Origin of the sequence: Amycolatopsis tolypomycina, from assembly GCF_900105945.1 — a bacterium.
In the GTDB taxonomy this organism is placed as follows: domain Bacteria; phylum Actinomycetota; class Actinomycetes; order Mycobacteriales; family Pseudonocardiaceae; genus Amycolatopsis; species Amycolatopsis tolypomycina.
The window spans coordinates 1,808,513-1,830,828 of sequence record NZ_FNSO01000004.1; the positions used below are offsets into that span (position 1 = coordinate 1,808,513).

General features: G+C 74.1%; 3 protein-coding genes. 1 reads left to right on the plus strand and 2 read right to left on the minus strand.

Features of this window, described 5'->3' with window-relative positions:
* Positions 1 to 56 precede the first annotated feature (56 nt).
* A complete protein-coding gene (locus BLW76_RS19130; RefSeq protein ID WP_091309240.1) occupies positions 57 to 2,141 on the minus strand; it encodes a HelD family protein in 2,085 nt (694 codons plus the stop codon).
* Between the two features lie 146 nt (positions 2,142 to 2,287).
* Complete coding sequence (locus BLW76_RS19135) at positions 2,288 to 2,686, minus strand: histone-like nucleoid-structuring protein Lsr2 (RefSeq protein WP_091309242.1); 399 nt, start codon at positions 2,684 to 2,686, stop codon at positions 2,288 to 2,290.
* A gap of 1,946 nt (positions 2,687 to 4,632) precedes the next feature.
* Between BLW76_RS19135 and BLW76_RS19140 the strand changes: the two genes are divergently transcribed.
* Complete coding sequence (locus tag BLW76_RS19140) at positions 4,633 to 22,302, plus strand: non-ribosomal peptide synthetase (protein WP_091309245.1); 17,670 nt, start codon at positions 4,633 to 4,635, stop codon at positions 22,300 to 22,302.
* The last annotated feature ends 14 nt before the right edge of the window (positions 22,303 to 22,316 follow it).

A 22,316-nucleotide genomic window follows, 5' to 3' on the forward strand; every position in this document is an offset into this window, starting at 1 on the left:
CGACGACCCGGACGCACCCGACGGTAGGGCGCGCGGGTCTGGACCACAAGGCCCGATCAGGCGGTGCGCTCCCGGACGCCGGCCAGTTCGGCGGGCGGCGGCCCGGGGTGCAGGATCCCCAGCTGCCGGGTGGTCCGCGTGAGGGCGACGTAGAGATCGTTGTGCCCCAACGGCCCGGCGAGGATCGCGGCCGGGTCGACGACGAGCACGACGTCGAACTCCAGGCCCTTGGCTTGGCCGGGGGTGAGCACGACAACGGGGTCGGTGAGCTCGGGCGGCACGGTCACCGGAACGGCCGCGCTGATCCGGGCGTGGTGGACCGACGGCGCGATGATCGCCAGCCGCCCGTCTTCGTGGCGCGCGGCAAGGCCGGCGAGCACGTCCGGCAGCTCCCCGACCGTGGTGCGGCGCCGCCACGGGTGTTCACCCGCGTGCCGAACCGACCGGGGCGCCCGCAGCCCGGGATGGCGAGCGGCGAGCAAGGGAGCCGCGACGGCCATGACCTCCACGGGAGTCCGGTAGTTCACGGTGAGCTCCGCCAGCCGCCACCGACCGTCCACATGCGACCGAAGGATGTCGCCCCACCCGGAACTGTCGGTGGTCCCGGGTAAGCTGGACACCGGGGGCCGGAGGCCGCCCCCCGCCGGGTCACCGGTCTGCGCGAGATCACCGACCACGGTCATCGACCTGGTGGGACACCGGCGAAACAGCATCCGCCAGGCCATCGCCGAGAGTTCCTGCGCCTCGTCGACGACCACGTGCCCGAAGGTCGCGCCGCCCCGCTCGCCGAGCACGGCGGCGGCTTCGTCGAGCAACGGCACGTCGGCCGCGCTCCAGGTGTCGCCGTCGGTTCCGAGCACCCGGGCCACCACTTCCGGCGCGGTCAGCGGCGGCCACACCTCGTCGAGCACGGCGCCGACCCCGGCGTCGGCGAGCAGCGCGGTCCGCAGCCGGGCGACGTCGGTGTCGTCGAGGATGCGCCGCGGGCCGTCGGGGCCGGGCTCGACCACCACCACACCGGCGGCGGCCAGCGCGCGCAGGTCGGCCTCGCCCAGGCGGCCGTCGGCGCTGCCGCCGTCGAGGGCCGCGCCGGTCTCGTCGAACACCACGTTCTCCATGCCGTCGGCCAGTTCCCGCGCGAGTTCGCCGACGAGCCGCTGCTGGAAGACGAGCCGCGCCTGGTTGTGCGGCAACCCGGTGGCGGCCGCCGCGTCGATCGCCGCCCGGCACGCCCGGGGTTCCAGCCGCAGCACTTGCTGCTCGAAGAGGAGGTCGACCGGCTCGTCGGGCGCGCGCACCCGCGACCGCACGGCGGCCGCGATCCGGCCGGCCATTTCGGCCCGGCCCTTGGCGACGGCGGTCTCGGGCGGGTCGGTCCGGCCGATCGGGACGGCCGGGCCCAGCTCGGCGAGGGTCGACGTCACGACGGCGTGTTCGCCGAGACCGGGGAGCACCTGCCCGATGTAGCCGAGGAAGACGTGGTTGGGGCCGACGACCAGGGCACCGCGGGTGCGCAGGTGCGGACGGACGTAGAGCAGGTAGGCCAGGCGGTGCAGCGCGACCGCCGTCTTGCCGGTGCCCGGACCGCCCTGCACCACGAGCACGCCGGGGTGGTCGTCGCGGACGATCCGGTCCTGTTCGGCCTGCAGCGTGGTGACGATGTCGGCCATCCGCCCGGTGCGCCGCGCGGTCAGGGTCGCCAGCAGGGCCGCGCCGCCGACCAGGACGTCGTCGCCGGCTTCGGTGTCCAGCAGTTCGTCTTCGAGGGCGAGCACTTCGCGGCCGCGTGTGGTGATGCGCCGCCGCCGTCGCACGCCCTGCGGGGTGGCCAGGGTCGCGGTGTAGAACGGCCGCGCGGCGGGCGCGCGCCAGTCGAGCAGCAGCGGTTCGTCGTCGCGGAACAGCCCGAGGCGGCCGACGTAGCGGCGGCTGCCGTCCCGCAGGTCGAGCCGTCCGAAGCACAGCCCGTCGGCCGCGGCGGCCAGCCGGTCGAGTTCGGCCCGCCAGAACGGCGCCGTCGCCGGGGCCGCGTCGGCCAGCCGGGCGGCGGCCTGTTCGCGCAGCGCGTCGGCTTCGGCGTGGAGGGTGGTCAGGTATTCCTGTTCGCGATCGGTTTCGTTCCTGCTGTTCCCGCTGGGCACGCCTGAGCTCCCCTGTCATCCGGTGATCGGTGACGTCGAGGGTGCACGGCGAATCGGTCGAGAAACAGTCTTGTTCTTTCGCGCGGCTTCAGCCGCGCGTGGCGCTGCAGGGCGCTCCGCGCGGCAAAGCCCACCGCATTCGGGAGTCAGGCGGCGAATTTCCTGCGCGGAGCGCGCTTTCGCGGCGACGGCGCGGACGATTCCGCGTCGGCACCGTGCGCCCGCTCGTAGGCGGCGGCGACTTCGGAGGCGAGCCGGCCGCGCTCGGAGACCTCGAAGCCGTTGGCGTTCGCCCAGGCCCGGATCCGCTGGTTGCGCTCCCGATCGGAGGCGGTGGTGGACTGCCCGGTGGCGACCCGCACCTTCCGCCCCCCGACCCGGCGGCCGGCGTTGATGTAGCGGGCGAGTTCTTCCCGCAGGGCGGTCGCGTTCCGGTCCGAAAGGTCGATTTCGAAGGTGACGCCATCAAGGCTGAACTGGACGGTCTGGGCGGCGGCGCTGCCGTCGATGTCGTCGAGGATCTCGACGGAGACTTTCTGGGCCACTTGGGTGCTCCTCCGGTGGATGTGCGCTCGAGAACGCGAACAACAATGTGCCGCGTTCTCCGGGAAGTGTATCCACAACCGGCCCGAAAGGGAATTCAACTCGCAGGGAAACAAGGCGGGTCCGTTCGGCGTAATTGCCCCGCATCGGCGGCGGAAGCAGCCGGTGAGCACGGCCGTGCGACGGTTGACGAAATGTGACGAAGTCGCCTCAATGGGTGAAGAACAACTTGGGGTGAGCCGCATGGGGGCGGGTCTATTGTGGACGTCCTTTGCGGACGGGGGGGGAATGCGGTTCCCGTGGTGGGGTGGTGTCGGGCGAGTTCGAAACCCGGAGGAGTGGGTTCGGCGGCGCGGGAAGCGGAGGGGGCTGGGGCTCCTGCCCGCCCAGTCGCGCGAGATACCCGCCCGATCACGGGTGATGCCCGGCTGGTCACGCGAGATTCTTCTTGGCGCACGCGCGGGCCTCGGAACTGTGTGGCCGCGGCCGGTCGGTGGCTCGGTCGGCCGGGGGACGTCGCCTCGCCGACCGCTGCCCCTGGGGCGCGGGCTCCGGCAGGCCGGGGCCGCGAGGTTGATCTTCGGGGTGGTGGGTCGGCAGGCCGGGGGCGGCGACGTTGACCTTCAGGGGTGGTGCGTGGCGGCCGCGGGTGGCGAAGTCGATCTTCGGGGTGGTGCCGAGCGGCAGAGCGGGGTGCGCGGGGCGCGGGGTGCGCGGGGCGCGGGGCGCGCGGGGTGTGAGGGGCGCGGGGTGTGAGGGGCGCGGGGTGTGAGGGGCGCGGGGTGTGAGGGGCGCGGGGTGTGAGGGGCGCGGGGCGCGCGGGGTGTGAGGGGCGCGGGGTGCGCGGGGCGCGCGGGGTGTGAGGGGCGCGGGGTGCGCGGGGCGCGCGGGGTGTGAGGGGCGCGGGGTGCGCGGGGCGCGCGGGGTGTGAGGGGCGCGGGGTGCGCGGGGTGCGCGGTGTGCGGGCTGCGCGGTGTGCGGGGTGCGCGGTGCGCGCGGAGGGCCGGGGGCGGGGAGGGCCGGGGCGGGGAGGGCGGGGAGGGGCGGCGGGGAGCTGTTGCCGGTGTCGTGAACGGCGTGCGCGCCCCGGCGGAGAGGCGGTCGCCCGGGGAACGGGCGGGCGAGCAACTGGACACCCCGGCCGGCGGCCATCCCCGGCCACCCGGTGAACACCGTTCATTCACCCACCGTTCAACCCGAAACAACCCCGGCCCCCGGGATCACCACCCGGGCCCCGCCCCTCGCATTCCGTCCCCATTGCCCCCATGCCGGCCACGTCACTCAATCGATCATTTCACCTGCGCGCCCGCGCCTTCCGCGTTACCCGCCAATCGGGTGATCTGCCGTATGGTGGCGCGCAACTTTCGATACTCGCGCACTTCGGGTTCTTGGCTTGATCGTCACCCGAGTGGCGCCGAGTCTTCCCAGGTGAGCGCTCTGCCGTAAAGTCAAACCTCCCAATCGAGGTAACATTTTCCGGCAGAAGAGTGAACAAAAACCGATCCTGTACTACTCCCTGTCCGGGCAAACCGGCGCGATTTTTGGACATTTTCGCCAATGCTCCGTTCGGCGGTACGAGCAAGGCGTTCACTGGGTAGCGTGATGCCAATCCGGCTGGTCTTGGGGGCTTCTCGACTGCCGGGTGAGCGACCTGGTGCACGAAGAACGCGCGCTCGGCGGTCGTTGGTACCTAATCGGTGCCGCGGGGGTGCCGTCGAAATCGGAACTGTTTCCGGGGGTTGTCGCGCGGCTGTCACGGTGGAAAGGATCAACGTGTCTTGCCCTCGTTCCTGCGGGTTTGCCCGGTGTGTGGCACGCCGGGCCGATTTGTTGAACGACTGGCAAATAGGCCGGCCGGGGGAAAGCCCCGATCCGGCCGTTTCTCGCGAATTCCCTGGTCGCAGGCCCCTCGACGGCCCTGCGCTGACGTGCTCGAAAGGTTCCCGCAATGCCGCGATACGACGTCTCGGTTCCCGCCGCCGAAGACGGGCCGCGTACCCTCGCCCGGCTGTTCCAGGCGCAGGTCGCCCGCACCCCCGCCGCGCCGGCGCTGACCGGTGACGGCGGCACCCTGACCTACGCGGCCGTCAACGCGCGGGCGAACCGGCTCGCGCGGCTGCTGATCCGGCGCGGGGCCGGCCCGGAAGACGTCGTCGCGCTGGTCCTGCCGCGGTCGGCCGACCTCGTCGTCGCGCAGCTCGCGGTGGCCACGGCCGGGGCCGCCTTCCTGCCTGTCGATCCCGACCAGCCCGCCGAGCGCATCGCTTTCATGCTCGGCGACGCGCGGCCCGTGCTGGTCGTGACCCGGGGGAAGACACCCCGGACCACCCTTGACCTCGACGACGTGAGCGAAACAGGCACCGACGCCGACCTCACCGACGCCGACCGGAGACGCCCCCTGCGTCTCGACCACCCCGCCTACCTCATCTACACGTCCGGCTCGACCGGCGTCCCCAAGGGCGTCCTCGTCACCCACCGCGGCCTGGCCGGCTTCTTCGCCGCCATGCGCGAGCAGTACGACGTCCGGCCCGGCGACCGCGTCCTCGAGTTCTCCTCGCCCAGCTTCGACGCGTCGATCCTCGAGCTCGGCATGGCGTTGCCGCACGGGGCGGCGCTGGTCGTGCCGCCACCGGGCCCGCTGCTGGGCGACCGGCTCGCCGACGTCCTGGCCGAGCACCAGGTCACCCACGCGCTCATCCCGCCCGTCGCGCTGGCCACCCTGCCGACCAAGCGGCTGCCGGACTTCCGCACGGTGATCGTCGGCGGGGACGCCTGCCCGCCCGAACTGGTCCGGACCTGGGCGCCCGGCCGGCGGATGATCAACTCCTACGGTCCCACCGAGTTCACCGTCGTCGCGACCTGGAGCGATCCGCTGGTCCCCGGGGGCACGCCGCCGATCGGCCGGCCGCTGCCGGAGGCCACCGCCTATGTCCTCGACGATGCGCTGCGCCCGGCCGCCACCGGGGAGCTCTACGTCTCCGGCCCCGGCCTGGCCCGCGGCTACCTCGACCGGCCCGGCCTGACCGCGAGCCGGTTCGTGGCCGACCCCTTCGGCGCGCCCGGCGCGCGGATGTACCGCACCGGGGACGTCGTCAGGCGGACCGAGTCCGGCGAGCTGGAGTTCGTCGGGCGGGCCGACCACCAGGTCAAGATCCGCGGCTTCCGGATCGAACCGGGCGAGATCGAAGCACTGCTGCTGAAGCAGGCAGGCGTCCGCGAGGCGGTCGTCGTCGCCCGTGAGGACCGCGTCAAGCGCCTGGTCGCCTACTTCGTCGGCGACGCCGAACCGGCGCGGCTGCGGGCCGCCGCGGCCGACCGGCTGCCGCCCTACATGGTCCCGGCCGCGTTCGTGCCGCTCGCGCGGATGCCCCTGACCCACCACGGCAAGCTCGACCGCGACGCGCTGCCCGAACCCGACTGGCAGGCGCAGGTCCGGACCACCCACACCCCGCCGCGGACCCCGGCCGAGCACGCGCTCGCCGAAATCTGGGCCGACGTGCTCGGCGTGCCCGGCATCGGCGTCGACGCGGACTTCTTCGAGCTCGGCGGCGACTCCATCCTCGGCGCCCGCGCGCTGGCCCGGATCCGCGCGCGCTTCGGCGCCGACCTGTCCCCGCGGGTGGTGTTCGACGCGCGCACCATCGCCAAGCTCGCCCGGCTGCTGCCGGCGCGACCCAGTGCCCCGGCCGGCCGGATCGAGCCCGTGGCCCACGGCGCCGTGGCGCCGCTGTCGCCGGTCCAGCGCCGGCTCTGGGTGCTCGACCAGCAGAACCCCGGAAGCACCGAATACAACGCCGGCGTCGGCCTCACCCTCGACGGCCCGCTGGACCGCGACGCCCTCCGCGCCGCACTGGACTCCCTCGCCGCCCGCCACGAATCGCTGCGGACGACGTTCCGGACCGTCGACGGCGAGGGCGTCCAGGTCGTCGCCGACGAGGGCCGCATCCCGCTGCGGGAAGCCGACGCCGAGCCGGACCTGGACGCGCAGCTGGCCGCCGAACTGGACCGCCCCTTCGACCTGACGACCGGGCCGCTCACCCGGGCCACGCTGCTCCGCCGCGGCCCGGACGACCACCTGCTCCTGCTGTGCCAGCACCACATCATCACCGACGGCTGGTCGGTCGGCCTGCTCGTCGACGAGTTCGCCGCGCTCTACGCGGGGGAGAAGCCCGCGCCCCTCGAGATCGGCTACCGCGACTACGCGAAGTGGCACCGCGAGCGGCTGGCCGGGCTGCGCGAGCGCCAGCTGGCGTACTGGCGCACGCAGCTCGCCGGCCTCGAACCCCTGGACCTGCCCACCGACCGCCCCCGCCCGCCCGTCCGCGCCACCGAAGGCGCCATCCGCCGGTACGAGCTGCCCGCCGGCCTCGCCGAACTGGGCCACGACACCGGCGCCACGCTGTTCACGACGCTGACCGCGCTGGTCCAGGTGCTGCTGGCCCGCTACACCGGCCAGGACGACATCGCCGTCGGCACCGCGGTGTCCGGCCGCGACCACGACCAGCTCGAACGGCTCGCCGGGTTCTTCGTCAACACCCTCGTCCTGCGGTCCGCGGTCGACGCCGCGGAACCGTTCGACGCTTTCCTCGACCGGGTCAAGGAAACGACGCTGGCGGCCTTCGCCGCCGCCGAAGTGCCCTTCGACCAGGTCGTCGACGACCTGCGGCCGGCCCGTGACCCGAGCCGGACCCCGCTGGTGCAGGTCCTGCTGGTGCTGCAGCAGGACCTCGTCCGGCCCCGGGAGGCGGGCGCCCTCCGCCTGGGCGAGCACGATCTGCCCCGCCCCCGGGCCCGGTTCGACCTGGTGCTGGAGTTCCAGCCGCAGGGCCGGAGTGTCGCGATCGAGTACGACACCGCGCTCTTCGACGCCGCCACGATCGACCGTTTCGCCGGGCACCTGCGGGTGCTGGCCGAGGCGGTGGTCGCCGAGCCGCACCGGCCGGTGGCCGAGCTGCCGATCATGGGCGAGGCCGAGCTGGCCCACCTGCGCGAGCTGTCCCGCGGGCCGCTGCTCGCGGCGCCGGAAGCCACGCTGCCGCAGCTGTTCGAGGCCCAGGCCGCCCGCACCCCGGACGCGGTCGCCGTCGTCTGCGAGGACCGCCGGCTCACCTACCGCGAGCTCGACGAGCAGGCCGACCGGCTGGCCCGCGTCCTCGCGGACCGCGGCGCGGGGCCCGAGCGGTTCGTCGCCGTCTCCCTGCCCCGCACGGAACGGATCCTGGTGGCGCTGCTCGGCGTGCTGAAGTCCGGCGCCGCGTACCTCCCGGTCGACCCCGCCTACCCGGCCGAGCGGAAGGAACTGATCCTCGCCGACGCCGCCCCGGCCCTGCTGCTCACGCCCGACGGCCGCGGCCCCGGATCCGTGCCCACGCTCGCGTTCGACGACCCCGGCCTGCTCGAAGGCCCGGCGGAAAAGCCACGAGACCGCGCCGCGAACCCCGACCACCCCGCGTACGTGATCCACACGTCCGGCTCGACCGGCCGCCCCAAGGGCGTCGTGGTCGCCCACCGCAGCGCCGCGAACCTGATGGCCTGGGCGCGTAACGACTTCGAAGACGTCTTCCGCCCCGGGTCCACAGTGGTCGCTTCGACGTCGCTCAACTTCGACGTCTCGGTGTTCGAGGTCTTCGCGCCGCTGATGGCCGGCGCCACCGTCGAGATCGTCCGGGACGTGCTCGCCCTCGGCGAAGGCGAGCACACCGGCCGGCCGGTCGGCCTGGTCAGCGGCGTGCCCTCGGCGTTCGCCCAGCTGCTCGCCCAGGGCGCGGTGACGGTCCGGCCGTCCACTGTGGTCCTCGCCGGCGAGGCGCTGACCCGGCACGCGCTGCACGACATCCGGAAAGCGTTGCCGGACAGCCGGATCGCGAACATCTACGGTCCGACCGAGTCCACTGTGTACGCCACCGCGTGGTACCACGACACCGACCGCACGCCGCCGATCGGCCGTCCGATCGCCGGTGTCCGCGCGTACGTGCTGGACCGCGGGATGCGGCCGGTGCCCGTCGGCGTGCCCGGCGAGCTGCACCTCGGCGGCGCCGGGGTGGCCCGCGGCTACCTGAACCGGCCCGGGCTGACGGCGAGCCGGTTCGTGGCCGACCCCGCGGGCGCGCCCGGCGACCGCATGTACCGGACCGGCGACGTCGTCCGCTGGACCGCTCGCGGCGAGCTCGAGTACCTCGGCCGCGCCGACGACCAGGTCAAGATCCGCGGCTTCCGGATCGAGCCCGGCGAGGTCGAGGCCGCGCTGCGCAAGCACCCGGACGTGACCGAAGCGGTGGTGGTGGCGCGCACCGACGGCGGGCACCAGCGGCTGGTCGCCTACGTCGTGCCCGAAGCCCCCACAGACCTGCGGGACTTCCTCGGGGCCGCCCTGCCCGCCCACCTGGTGCCGTCGGCGTTCGTGCCCCTGGCCAAGCTGCCGCTCAACCCCAGCGGCAAGCTCGACCGGCGCGCCCTGCCCGCCCCGGACTGGACCGGCGGCACCACCCGCGTCGCGCCGCGCACCGCCACCGAACGGCTGCTCGCGGACATCTGGGCCGGCGCGCTCGGCCTGCCCGAGGTCGGCGTCGAGGACAACTTCTTCGAGCTCGGCGGCGACTCGATCCTCAGCATCCGGCTGGTCTCCGAGGCCGCCAAGGCCGGCCTGCGCATCACCACCAAGGACGTCTTCCGGCACCAGACGATCGCCGCGCTCGCCGCGGCCGCCGGGGTGGCCGAGCCCGCGGCCGAACGGCCCGCGGCGACCGGCGAAGTGGTCGTCACCCCGATCCAGCACTGGTTCCTCGACACCGACCCGGCCGACCCGGACCAGTTCGTCCAGCAGCTCAGCGTCCGCCTCGCCGACGACGTCGACCAAGCCCGCCTGCGCGCGGCCGTGAACACCGTCGTCGCCCACCACGACGCCTTCCGGCTGCGCTTCCGCCAGACCACGGACGGCTGGACGCAGGAGCACGCCGGGCCCGGCGACACCGACGTCTTCGGCGCGGAGATCGACATCGAGCACGGCCCCCTCGTCAGCGCGGACCTCACCGGGACGACCCTGTGCCTGGCCGTGCACCACCTCGTCGTGGACGGCGTCTCGTGGCGGATCCTCCTGGAGGACGTCGACCGCGCCTACCACGGACAGGAACCGGGCGCCCGCACGACGTCCTTCCAGGAGTGGGCGAACCGCCTGGCCGAGCACGACTTCGCCGAAGACCTCCCGTACTGGCAGGCCGTCGAAGGTGCCCAGATCCCCCTGGACACCGACGGCGCCAACACGGTGGCGAGCACCCGCACCGTCACCACCCGGCTCGACGCCGAACTGACCCGCGCGCTGCTGCAGGACGTCCCCGGCGTCTACCGCACCCAGGTCAACGACGTCCTGCTGACCGCACTCGGGGGAGCACTGCGCCGCTGGACCGGCGCCGGCCGCGTGCTCGTCGACCTCGAAGGCCACGGTCGCGAAGACCTCTTCGACGACGTCGACCTCTCCCGCACGGTCGGCTGGTTCACGTCCCTGTTCCCCATCGCGCTCGACGTCCCCGACGCCGGCGTGAGCGACTTGCTCAAGTCCGTCAAGGAGCAGCTGCGCGCGATCCCGGCCCGCGGCCTGTCCTACGGCGTCCTGCACCACCTCACCGGGACCGCTCCCGCGGTGAGGCCCCGGATCGGTTTCAACTACCTCGGCCGCTTCGAGGCCGAGGGCGAGCTGTACCGGGGCCTCGAACGGGAGCTCGCACTCGAACAGAACCCGGCGGACGTCCGCGCGCACGCCGTCGACGTCGTCGCCCGGGTCACCGACGGCAGCCTGGAGATCACCTGGTTCTACTCGGACCGGCTCCACGAGGAAGCCACGATCCGGACCGTCGCCGACGACCTCGCCGGCGGCCTCGCCGGGATCGTCGCCCACTGCACCGGACCGGACGCCGGCGGCCGCACGCCGTCGGACTTCCCCCTCGCCGCCCTCGACCAGTCCACAGTGGACAGGCTGGCCGGCGACGGCCGCGCCGTCGAGGACATCTACCCGCTCACCCCGGCCCAGGCCGGCATGCTCTTCCACCGGCTCGCCGGCGGCGGCCGCCAGGCCTACCTCCAGCAGGTGACCTTCCTGCAGCGCGACGTCCCCGACGCCGAAGCACTCGGCCGCGCCTGGCAGCGGGTCGTCGACCGGACCCCGGTCCTGCGCAGCCAGGTCGTCTGGGACGGCCTCGACGAGCCGGTGCAGGTGGTCCACCGGCAGGTCACCCTGCCGATCGAGCACCGCGACTGGACCACCGAGCCGGCAGACCTCGACACCGTGCTGGCGGCCGACCGGGACGCCGGCCTCGACCTCGGCGAGCTGCCGCTGATGCGGCTGCTGCTCGCCCGGGTCTCGGCGACCGAGGTCCGCGTGGTGTGGACGTTCCACCACCTGCTGCTCGACGGCTGGAGCCTCTTCCAGGTGCTCACCGACGTCGCGGCCGCGCACGCCGGGCGTCCGCTGCCCAGCCGCCGCCCGTTCCGCGACCACCTCCGCTGGCTGTCCGAACAGGACACCCCGGCCGCGGAACGGTACTGGCGCGAAAAGCTTTCCGGGCGGCCGGAGCCGGTCCGGCTGCGCACCGACCGCCCGCGGTCCCCGGCGCACCCGGTCGAGTCCACGGCCGCGCTGCGGGTCGCGCTGCCCGCCGGGCCGCTGCGCACCGCCGCGCAGCGCCAGGGGCTGACCCTCAACACGCTCGTCCAGGGCGCCTGGGCGGTGCTGCTGGCCCGCCACACCGGGCGGCCGGAGGTCAGCTTCGGCACCACGGTCGCCGGGCGGCCCGCCGAACTGCCCGGGGCCGACGAGATCACCGGCATGTTCATCACCACGCTGCCGGTCGTCGCGTGCGTCGACGAGCGGGCGGCCGCGGGGGACTGGCTGCGCGGCCTCCAGGAAGACCAGGCCGAGGCGCGCCGGTTCGACCACCTGTCCCTGGCGCGCCTGCAGAACTGGGGCGGGGAGTTCGACACCCTCCTCGTGTTCGAGAACTACCCGGTCACCGCCGAGCTGGGGCTGCACGACCTGCGGGGCGTGGAGGCGACGAACTACCCGCTCAGCGTCGTCGCCTACCCGGGCGAGGAGCGGCTGGAGTTCCTGTTCGGCTACGACCCCGCGTTGTTCGACGCCGAGACGATCGCCGGGTTCGCCGGGCACCTGGAGACACTGCTCACCGAGCTGGCGACCCGGCCGCACGAGTCTCTCGCCCGGCTGCGCATGCTCCCCGACGCCGAGCAGCGGGAAGTCCTGGACTCCGGGACCGGCTTCACGCAGGACCACCCCGAGACGACCGTGCCCGCCCTCTTCGCCGAGCAGGTCCGCCGCACACCCGACGCGGTCGCCGTCATCGGCGACGTGACCCTGACCTACGCGGAACTCGACGCCAGGGCGAACCGGCTGGCCCACCGCCTGCTCGCCCTCGGCGCGCAGCGGGACGGCCTGGTGGGGCTGCTGCTGGGCCGCTCGGCCGACGTCGTCGTCGCCGAGCTGGCGGTGCTCAAGGCCGGCGCCGCGTACCTGCCGCTGGACGCCCGCGCGCCGCGCAGCCGGCTGACGGCCCTGCTCGACGGCGTCTCCGTGCTGGTGACCGGCGACGACGGCCTCGCACGGGCCCGGGAAGTCCACAATGGACACATCGTGTCGCTCGGCGAGGTCGGCGACGGACCGGCCGAGGCGCCGGAGGTGCCGATCCGGCCCGCGAACCTGGCCTACGTCATGTACACGTCGGGTTCGACGGGCACGCCCAAGGGCGTGGCGATCAGCCACCGCGACATCGTCGGCCTCGCGCGGGAGCGGTCCTTCGCCGGTCCCGCCCACTGCAGTGTCCTCATGCACTCCGCGCTGGCGTTCGACGCGTCGACCTACGAGCTGTGGGTGCCGCTGCTGAGCGGCGGCCGCGTGGTCGTCGCCCCGCCGGGCGACCTCGACGCCGACGTGCTGCGCCGGCTCGTCACCGACTACGGGGTGACCGGGCTGTTCATCACCGCGGGGCTGTTCCGCGTGCTGGCACAGGAGGATCCCGGCTGCCTGCGCGGCGTCCGCGAGGTGTGGACCGGCGGCGAAGTGGTGCCGCCCGCCGCGGTGCGCCGGCTGGCCGCGGCCTGCCCCGGCCTGACCGTGGTGGACGTCTACGGCCCCACCGAGACCACGACGTTCGCCACCCGGTTCCCGCTGCCGCCGGGGGAGCCGGTGCCGGACGTGCTGCCGATCGGCAGGCCGCTGGACGACATGGCCGCCTACGTCCTCGACCACGGGCTGCGGCCGGTGCCGCCGGGGGCGGTCGGCGAGCTGTACCTGACCGGCACCGGGCTCGCCCGCGGCTACTTCCGGCAGCCGGGCTTGACCGCCGAACGCTTCCTGGCCAACCCCTTCGGCACGCCCGGCGCGCGGATGTACCGCACCGGAGACCTCGTCCGGTGGACGCGCCGCTCGCCTTCGGGGGGTCCGGGTGGCGAAGCCCCCGGCCCGGGGCGAAGCCCCGGTTGTCACGGCGTGCTGGAGTTCGTCGGCCGCGCCGACGACCAGGTGAAGATCCGCGGCTTCCGCGTCGAGCTCGGCGAGATCGAGACCGCGCTGACCGCCCACCCGGACGTCGCCGAGGCCGTCGTCGTGGCGGCCGAGCACGGCGGGTCCAAGCGGCTCGTCGCCTACGTCGTCACGACCGGGACGCCGGACCTGCGCGAGTTCCTGCTGCGGACGCTGCCCGACTACCTCGTCCCGGCCGTGTTCGTCCCCCTGGAAACCCTGCCGCTCAACCAGAACGGGAAGGTCGACCGTCGGGCGCTGCCTGCCCCCGACTTCGTCTCCGGGCTCGGCTACCGCGAACCCACGACGGACGCCGAGCGGCTGCTCGCCGGCATCTGGGCCGAAGTGCTGCGGGTGGACCGGGTCGGCGCCGACGACAACTTCTTCGAACTCGGCGGCGACTCCATCCTGAGCATCCAGGTCGTCTCCCGGGCCCGCCGGGCCGGTTTCGACCTGATGCCCGGCCAGGTGTTCGACCACCCGACCGTCGCCGCGCTCGCCCGCGCCGCCACCCCGGCGGCGCCCACCGCGGCCGACGCCGGACCGGTGACCGGCGAACTGCCGCTGACGCCGGTGCAGCACTGGTACCTCGACCCGCGGCCGGTGCACCCCGAGCAGTTCGTCCAGTCCGTCACGGTGGACCTGCCGGACCCCGCCGGGCTGCCGCGCGCGTTGCGTGCGCTCCAGCTGCACCACGACGCCCTGCGGCTGCGGTTCACCGCCGGCGGGCCACACCACGCGCCCGACGCGCAGGACGTCCTCGGCGCGACCATCGACCTCGAGCACGGGCCGCTGCTGAGCGCCGACCTGGCCGGCACGACGCTGACCCTCACCGCGCACCACCTGGTCGTCGACGGCGTCTCGTGGCGGGTCCTCCTCGACGACCTGGAAACCCTCCTCTCCGGTGGCGAGCTCCCGCCCAAGACGACGTCCTTCCGCGACTGGGCGCGCACCCTGGCCCGCCACGCGGCCGACGGCTTCTTCGACGACGAACTCGCCCACTGGACGGCCATCGACGCCGACCCGGCCCTGCCGGTCGACGCGGACGGCGAGAACACCTACGGCTCGGCCCGCGAAGTGGTCGTGCGGCTGCCCGCGGAGCAGACCCGGGCGGTGCTGCACGACGTGCCGGGCGCGTACCGGACGCAGGTCAACGACGTCCTGCTGACCGCGCTCGGCCGCGTCCTGGGCGACTGGACCGGCCGCGACCGCGTCCTCGTCGACCTCGAAGGCCACGGCCGCGAAGACCTGTTCGGCGGCATCGACCTGTCCCGCACGGTCGGCTGGTTCACCACGATCTTCCCGGTCGAGCTGACCTCGGCCGGCGAGGACTGGGGCGAAGCCCTGAAGACGACCAAGGAACGGCTGCGCGCGATTCCCCGCCGGGGCATCGGGTACGGCGCCCTGCGCCACCTCACCGGCACCGCCCCGCGCCTCGAACCGCGGATCAGCTTCAACTACCTGGGCCGCTTCGACCACGGCGGCGGGCTCGGCGGCGCCGCCCACCCCGAGCAGCGGCGGGCGCACCAGCTCGACGTCGTCGGCGCGGTCGTCGGCGACGAGCTCGAACTCACCTGGCACTACTCGACGGGCGTGCACACCGAGGCCACCGTGCGCCGGCTCGCTGACGCCCTCATCGAGGCGCTGACCGGGATCGTCGGGCACTGCGCCCGGCCGGACGCCGGCGGCCGCACGCCGTCGGACTTCCCCCTCGCCCGCCTCGACCAGGCCGCGGTCGACCGGCTCGCCGGCACCGGCCGGACGGTCGAGGACATCTACCCGCTCACCCCGATGCAGGCGGGCATGGTCTTCCACAGCCTCGTCGACGGCGCGGCCGGGACCTACCTCAACCAGGTGCGGCTGCGGCTGACCGGCATCACCGACCCCGAGCGGTTCGCCAGGGCCTGGCAGCAGGTCGTCGCGGCCACGCCGGTGCTGCGCAGCCGCGTCGTCTGGGACGGCCTCGACGAACCGGTGCAGATCGTCGAGCGGACCGGCACCGTCCCGGTCGTCCACCTCGACTGGACCGCGCTGGACGACGACGCGCGCGCCCGGGAGCAGGAACGGTTCCTCGAGGCCGACCGCGCGCGGGGCTTCGACCTGACGGCCGCCCCGCTGCTGCGGCTGGCGTTCGCCCGGCTGCCCGGCGGCGACGTCCTGCTGATCTGGACCTTCCACCACGTCCTGCTCGACGGCTGGAGCGCCGCGCAGGTGTTCGGCGAGGTGTGCGCCCGGTACGCGGGCGCCGCCGTGCCGGGCGGGCGCCCGCCGTTCCGCGAGTACCTGCGCTGGCTCGGCGAGCAGGACACCGCGGCCGCCGAGGCGCACTGGCGCGCGCAACTTGCCGGGCTGCGGACGCCGACGCCGCTGCCCTACGACCGCCGTCCGGTGGAAGCCCACCGCGCCCGCTCCGCCGCGTCGGTCCGGGTGTCGGTGCCCGCCGCGGGGCTGCGGGAGCTGGCCCGGCGCGCCGGCCTGACGCTCAACACGATCGTCCAGGGCGCGTGGGGGCTCGTGCTGTCGCGCTGCAGCGGGGAATCCGACGTCGTCTTCGGCACCACGGTGTCCGGGCGGCCGGCCGACCTGCCGGGTGTCGAGGCGATGGCCGGGTTGTTCATCAACACCCTGCCCGCGCCGGTGACCGTCCACGACGGACAGGCCGTGGCGGACTGGCTGCGGGAGCTGCAGGCGGCGCAGGCGCGCTCCCGCCGCTTCGACTTCGTGTCACTGGCCCAGCTGCAGAACTGGGCGGGCGGCAGCACGCTGTTCGACAGCATCCTGGTCTTCGAGAACTACCCGTTCGACCCCGAAGCGGTGGCCGCACACGGGATCGGCCTGCACGAAGAAGGCGAGCTGCAGCCGACCAACTACCCGCTGAGCGTGGTCGTCACGCCGGGGGAGCGGCTCACCGTGTCGTTCGACCACGACCCGGACCTGTTCGACCGGGCCACCGTCGACCGGCTGGCCGGGCAGCTGCTGCGGGCACTGGACCGCATCGCCGCGGAGCCCGGGCAGCGCGTCGGCGACCTCGACCTGCTGACCGACGAGGACCGCGAAAAGGTCCTGCGGACCTTCAACACCACCGCGCACCCGGTGCCCGAGGCCACCGTGGTGAGCCGGTTCGCCGACCAGGTCGCCCGGACGCCGGACGCCCCGGCGGTCGACGACCTGACCTACGCGGAACTGGACACCCGCGCCGACCGGCTCGCGTCCCGGCTGATCGAGCTGGGTGCCGGGCCGGAGGACCGGGTCGGGCTGCTGCTGGAGCGGTCGGCCGACGTCGTCGTCGCCGAACTGGCGGTGCTCAAGGCCGGTGCCGCGTACGTGCCGGTGGACCTGCGGGCCCCGGAGAGCCGGATGCGCCTGGTCCTGGCCGAAGCGGGCGTCTCCGTCGTCATTGCCGAGCAGTCCTATCAGGACATCCACAGTGGACCTGTGGTGCGCGTGGACGAAACCGGGCCGGTACCGACGCCGGATGTCCCGGTGAGGCCGGGAAACCTGGCCTACGTCATGTACACCTCGGGGTCGACCGGCAAGCCGAAAGGCGTGGCGGTCACCCACCGCGACATCGTGGCCTTGGCCGCGGACCGCTCGTTCGCGGGCGAAGCGCACCGGACCGTGCTGCTGCACTCGCCGCAGGCGTTCGACGCGTCGACCTACGAGGTGTGGGTGCCGCTGCTGAACGGCGGCCGGGTGGTCGTCGCGCCGCCGGGTGACGTGGACGCCGAGGTCCTGCGTGCGGTCGTCACCCGGGGCGTGCGGGCGCTGTGGCTGACGGCCGGGCTGTTCCGGCTGCTCGCGCAGGAGGATCCCGGCTGCCTGCGGGGCGTCGGTGAAGTGTGGACCGGCGGCGACGTCGTTCCCGCGGCGGCCGTCCGGCAGGTGCGGGAAGCCTGTCCGGGCCTGACCGTCGTCGACGGCTACGGCCCCACCGAGACCACCACCTTCGCCAGCCGGTTCTTCCTGGCCCCCGAAGACGCCGTACCGGACGCGATGCCGATCGGGCGCCCGCTGGACAACATGGCCGCCTACGTCCTGGACGAGGGGTTGCGGCCGGTGCCGCCGGGCGTGCCGGGCGAGCTGTTCATCGCGGGCGCCGGGGTGTCCCGCGGGTACCTCGGCCGTCCCGGGCTGACCGCGGAACGTTTCGTCGCCAACCCGTTCGGGACGCCGGGGGAGCGGATGTACCGCACCGGGGACGTCGTCCGCTGGACCGGCAACGGCGTGCTGGAGTTCGTCGGCCGCGCCGACGACCAGGTGAAGATCCGCGGCTTCCGGATCGAGCCGGGGGAGATCGAGACGGCACTGGCCGCGCACCCGGACGTCACCGAGGCCGTCGTCGTCACCCGCGACCGGCGGCTGGTCGCCTACGTCGTCACGACCGGGAAGCCGGACCTGCGGGCGTGGCTGGAGCGCGACCTGCCCGACTACATGGTCCCCTCGGCGTTCGTTCCCCTCGACGCGCTTCCCCTCAGCGCCAACGGAAAGGTCGACCGCAAGGCACTTCCGGAACCGGCCGTGGCACCGGAGGCCGGGTACGTGCCGCCGCGCACGGAGACCGAACGCGTGCTCGCCGAAGTCTGGGCCGACGTGCTCGGCGTGCCCGGCGTCGGCGTCGAGGACAACTTCTTCGAACTCGGCGGCGACTCGATCCTGAGCATCCAGGTCGTCTCCCGGGCCCGGCGGCACGGCCTCGCGCTCACCCCGCGGGACCTGTTCGCGCACCAGACCGTCGCCGCGCTGGCCGTGGCGGCCGGGTCGGCCGCGGTCACCGTGGCCGAGCAGGGACCCGTCACCGGCGCCGCCGCGCTGACCCCGATCCAGCTCTGGTTCTTCGCCGGCCACCACGGCGATCCGAACGCGTTCACGCAGTCCGTGCGGATCGAGCGGCCCGAGCCGTTTGACGTCGGGACGCTGCGCGCGGCACTGGCCACGCTGGTGCGGCACCACGACGCCCTGCGGATGCGGTTCACCATCGCCGGCCAGGAAAACGCCCCGGCCGAACCGGCCGAACTCCTCGGGGCCGAGATCGACGTGACCCGCGGGCCGCTGCTCACCGCCGAGCTCCTGGAGCCGGCCGTCCTGCGGCTGACGGTCAACCACCTCGTCGTCGACGGCGTCTCGTGGCGGATTCTCCTGGAGGACCTGGAAACAGCCTACCGCGGCGGGCCGCTGCCGCCGAAGACGACGGCGTTCCGCGACTGGGCCAACCGGCTCGCCGCGCACGCCGAGGCCGGCGGCTTCGACGACGAACTGCCGTACTGGCGCACCGCGCTCGCCGTCGACCCCGCGCTGCCGGTCGACCGTGCCGCCGACGAGCCGGGCACCGGCACGGTCACCACGCGGCTGGACGCCGAGCTGACACGCGCGCTCCTGCAGGACGTGCCGGGTGTCTACCGGACGCAGGTCAACGACGTGCTGCTGGCCGCGCTGGGCCGGGTGCTGGCCCGCTGGACCGGCCGCGACGGCGTGCTGATCGACCTGGAGGGCCACGGCCGCGAGGACCTGTTCGACGACGTCGACCTGTCCCGCACGGTCGGCTGGTTCACCTCGCTGTACCCGGTCGCGCTGCGGATCGACGACGAGTGGGACGCGCTGCTCAAGTCGGTGAAGGAACAGCTGCGGGCGGTGCCTCGCCGCGGTGCCGGCTTCGGCGCCCTGCGGTACCTGACCGGGACCGCGCCCGCGCTGCGGCCCGAGATCAGCTTCAACTACCTGGGCCGCCTCGACGGCGCGGCCGGCAGCCTCGACTCCGCCGTCGGCGAGGGTGCGGGCCGGGCGCACCTGCTCGACGTCGTCGGCCGCGTGGACCGGGAAACCCTGGAACTGACCTGGTACTACTCGCGGGACACCCACACCGCCGCGACGGTCGAAAAGCTGGCCGCGGACCTGGTGGCCGCGCTGGGCGAGGCCGTCGCGCACTGCGCCGAGCCCGGCGCCGGCGGCCGCACGCCGAGCGACTTCCCGCTGTCCACATTGGACCAGCGGCAGGTGGACCGGATCGCCGGCGACGGCCGCGGCGTGGCCGACATCCACCCGCTCACGCCGATGCAGGCCGGCATGGTCTTCCACGGGCTGTCCCAGGAATCCCAGGGCGTCTACTTCGAACAGGTCACCGCCGTCCTCGACGGCGTGGCCGAGCCGCGGTTCCTCGCCGAGGCGTGGCAGCACGTCGTCGACCGGACGCCGGTGCTGCGCGGCAGCGTCGTCTGGGAGGACGTCCCCGAGCCGCTCCTGGTCGTCCACCGCGAAGCGCGGGTGCCGGTCACGGAGCTGGACTGGCGGGACCGCGACCGTGAGGAAGCCCTGCGCGAGCTGCTGGCGCAGGACCGCGCCCGGCCGTTCGACCTGGCGGCGGCCCCGCTGCTGCGGGTCGCACTGGCCCGGCTGCCGGATGACGCCGTCCAGCTCGTCTGGACGTTCCACCACGTCCTGCTGGACGGCTGGAGCGTCTTCCAGGTGCTTTCCGACGTCTGCACGGCCTACGCCGCCCTGCGCGACGGCGGCCGGCCCGCCCTGCCGCACCGCAGGCCGTTCGGCGACTACGTCACCTGGCTGCAGGGCCAGACCGCCGACGGGGCCGAGGAGTACTGGCGGCGCGAACTCGCCGACGTCACCGAGCCGACTCCGCTGCCGTATGACCGGATACCGGCGGCCACGCACGAATCCAGCTCGTCGACGTGGGTGGGGCGCGACCTCGACGAGGCGGCGACCGCCCGGCTGGCGGCGTTCGCCCGGCGCGAGCGGCTCACCGTCAACGCCGTCGTGCAGGGCGCCTGGGCGCTCCTGCTGGCCCGGCACAGCGGCCAGGACGACGTCTGCTTCGGCGCCACCGTGTCCGGCCGCCCGGCCGGGCTGGCCGGCGTCGACGACATCACCGGCATCTTCATCAACACCCTGCCGGTGCGGGTCACCGCCGACCCGGCGGCCCCGGTCGCCGGCTGGCTGCGCGGCCTGCAGACCGCGCAGGCCGAGTCGCGCCGGTTCGAGCACGTGCCGCTGACCGCGGTGCAGGCCTGGAGCGGCGTCGAGGGCGGCCGCAACCTGTTCGACAGCCTCGTCGTGTTCGAGAACTACCCGGTCACGGCGGACGATGTCGCGGCGCACGGGGTGCGGCTGCGCGAACTGCAGGCGATGGAGACGACCAACTACCCGCTCAGCGTCGTCGCCGCCCCCGGCCCGCGCCTGTCGCTCGGCCTCGGCTACGACAGGGCGCTGTTCGACGAGGCCACGATCGAACGGCTCGCCCGGCAGCTCGAACACCTCCTCGAGGCCATCGCCGAAGACCCGGCCCGGCCGCTGCGCGCGTTCGACGTCCTCGATGCCGCCGAACGCGACCGGATCCTCGTCGCGTTCAACGACACCGGCCACGAGGTCCCGCCGGTCACCCTCACCGAGCTGATCGAGGCCCAGGCGGCCCGCACGCCCGACGCCGTCGCGGTGGTGTCGCGCGACGAACGGCTCACCTTCGCCGAGCTCGACGCCCGCGCCGACCGGCTCGCCCGGCTGCTGGCCGCGCGCGGCGCCGGGCCGGAGCGGGTCGTCGCGCTCGCCCTCCCGCGGTCGGTGGAGATCGTCGTCGCGCAGCTGGCCGTGCTGAAGACCGGCGCCGCCTACCTGCCGGTCGACCCGGACTACCCGCCCGAGCGGATCGCGTTCATGCTCGCCGACGCGAACCCGGTCGTCGTGGTGACCCGGCCGGGAACACCGGTGCCGGCGGACAACGTGCTCGTCCTCGACGGCTCGGAAGCCCACCGCCCGGCTGCCCCCTTGGCCCGGTCGGTGCCGTTGAGCGCACCGGCGTACGTCATCTACACCTCGGGTTCGACCGGCACCCCCAAGGGCGTCGTCGTCACCCACGCCGGCCTGGCGAGCTTCTCGGGCGCCGAGATCGCGCACTTCGACGTCCGGCCCGGCGACCGCGTGCTGCAGTTCTCCTCGCCGAGCTTCGACGCCTCGGTGCTGGAGCTGTGCATGGCGCTGCCCGCGGGGGCCGCGCTGGTCGTGCCGCCGCCAGGGCCGCTGCTCGGCGACCACCTCGCCGCCGTGCTGCGCGAGGAAGGCGTCACCCACGCGCTGATCCCGCCGGTGGCCATGGCGAGCGTGCCGGACGTCGAGCTGCCCGCGTTCCGCACGCTGGTCGTCGGCGGCGAGGCGTGCCCGGCCGACCTGGTGGCCCGCTGGGCGCCGGGCCGCCGGATGATCAACGCCTACGGGCCCACCGAAACCACGGTGGTGGCGACCTGGAGCGACCCCCTTTCCCCCGGGGCCACCCCGCCGATCGGCCGCCCGATCCGCAACACCCGCGTCCGCGTCCTCGACCACGCGCTGCGGCCGGCGCCGATCGGCGTCGCGGGGGAGCTGTACGTCGCCGGGGCCGGGCTCGCCCGCGGCTACCTCGACCGGCCGGGACTCACCGCGTCGCGGTTCCTCGCCGACCCGTTCGGGGCACCGGGGGCGCGGATGTACCGCACCGGCGACCTCGTGCGGTGGCGCGCCGACGGCACCCTGGAGTTCCTCGGCCGGGCCGACGACCAGGTCAAGATCCGCGGCTTCCGGATCGAGCCCGGCGAGATCGTGGCGGTGCTGCGCAGGCACCCGGGCGTCCGGGACGCGGCCGTCGTCGCGGACGGCCGGCGGCTGATCGCCTACGTCGTGGGCGAGGCGGGCCCCGGGGTGCGGGAGCACGTCGCCGCAACCCTGCCTGCCCACTTCGTGCCCGCCGCCTTCGTGCCGCTCGACGAGCTTCCGTTGACGGCCAACGGAAAGCTGGACCGGCGGGCACTGCCCGCACCGGCCGCGCCGGTGGAGAGCGCCGGGTACGCGGCGCCGGAAACCGAGACCGAGGAGGTCCTCGCGGCCATCTGGGCCGAGGCATTGGACCTCGACCGGGTCGGCGTCGAGGACAACTTCTTCGCCCTCGGCGGGGATTCGCTGCGCAGCCTCCGGATCACGTCGATGACGAAGTCCGCCTTCGACGTCGAGATCACGCCGAAGGACGTGCTCACCGCGGGCACCGTGCTGGCGCTGGCGGAGCTCGTCGAAGAACGGGTCCTGCAGGACCTCGAACGGCTCGCCGCCCAAGACCACTGAAAAACCGTTTACCC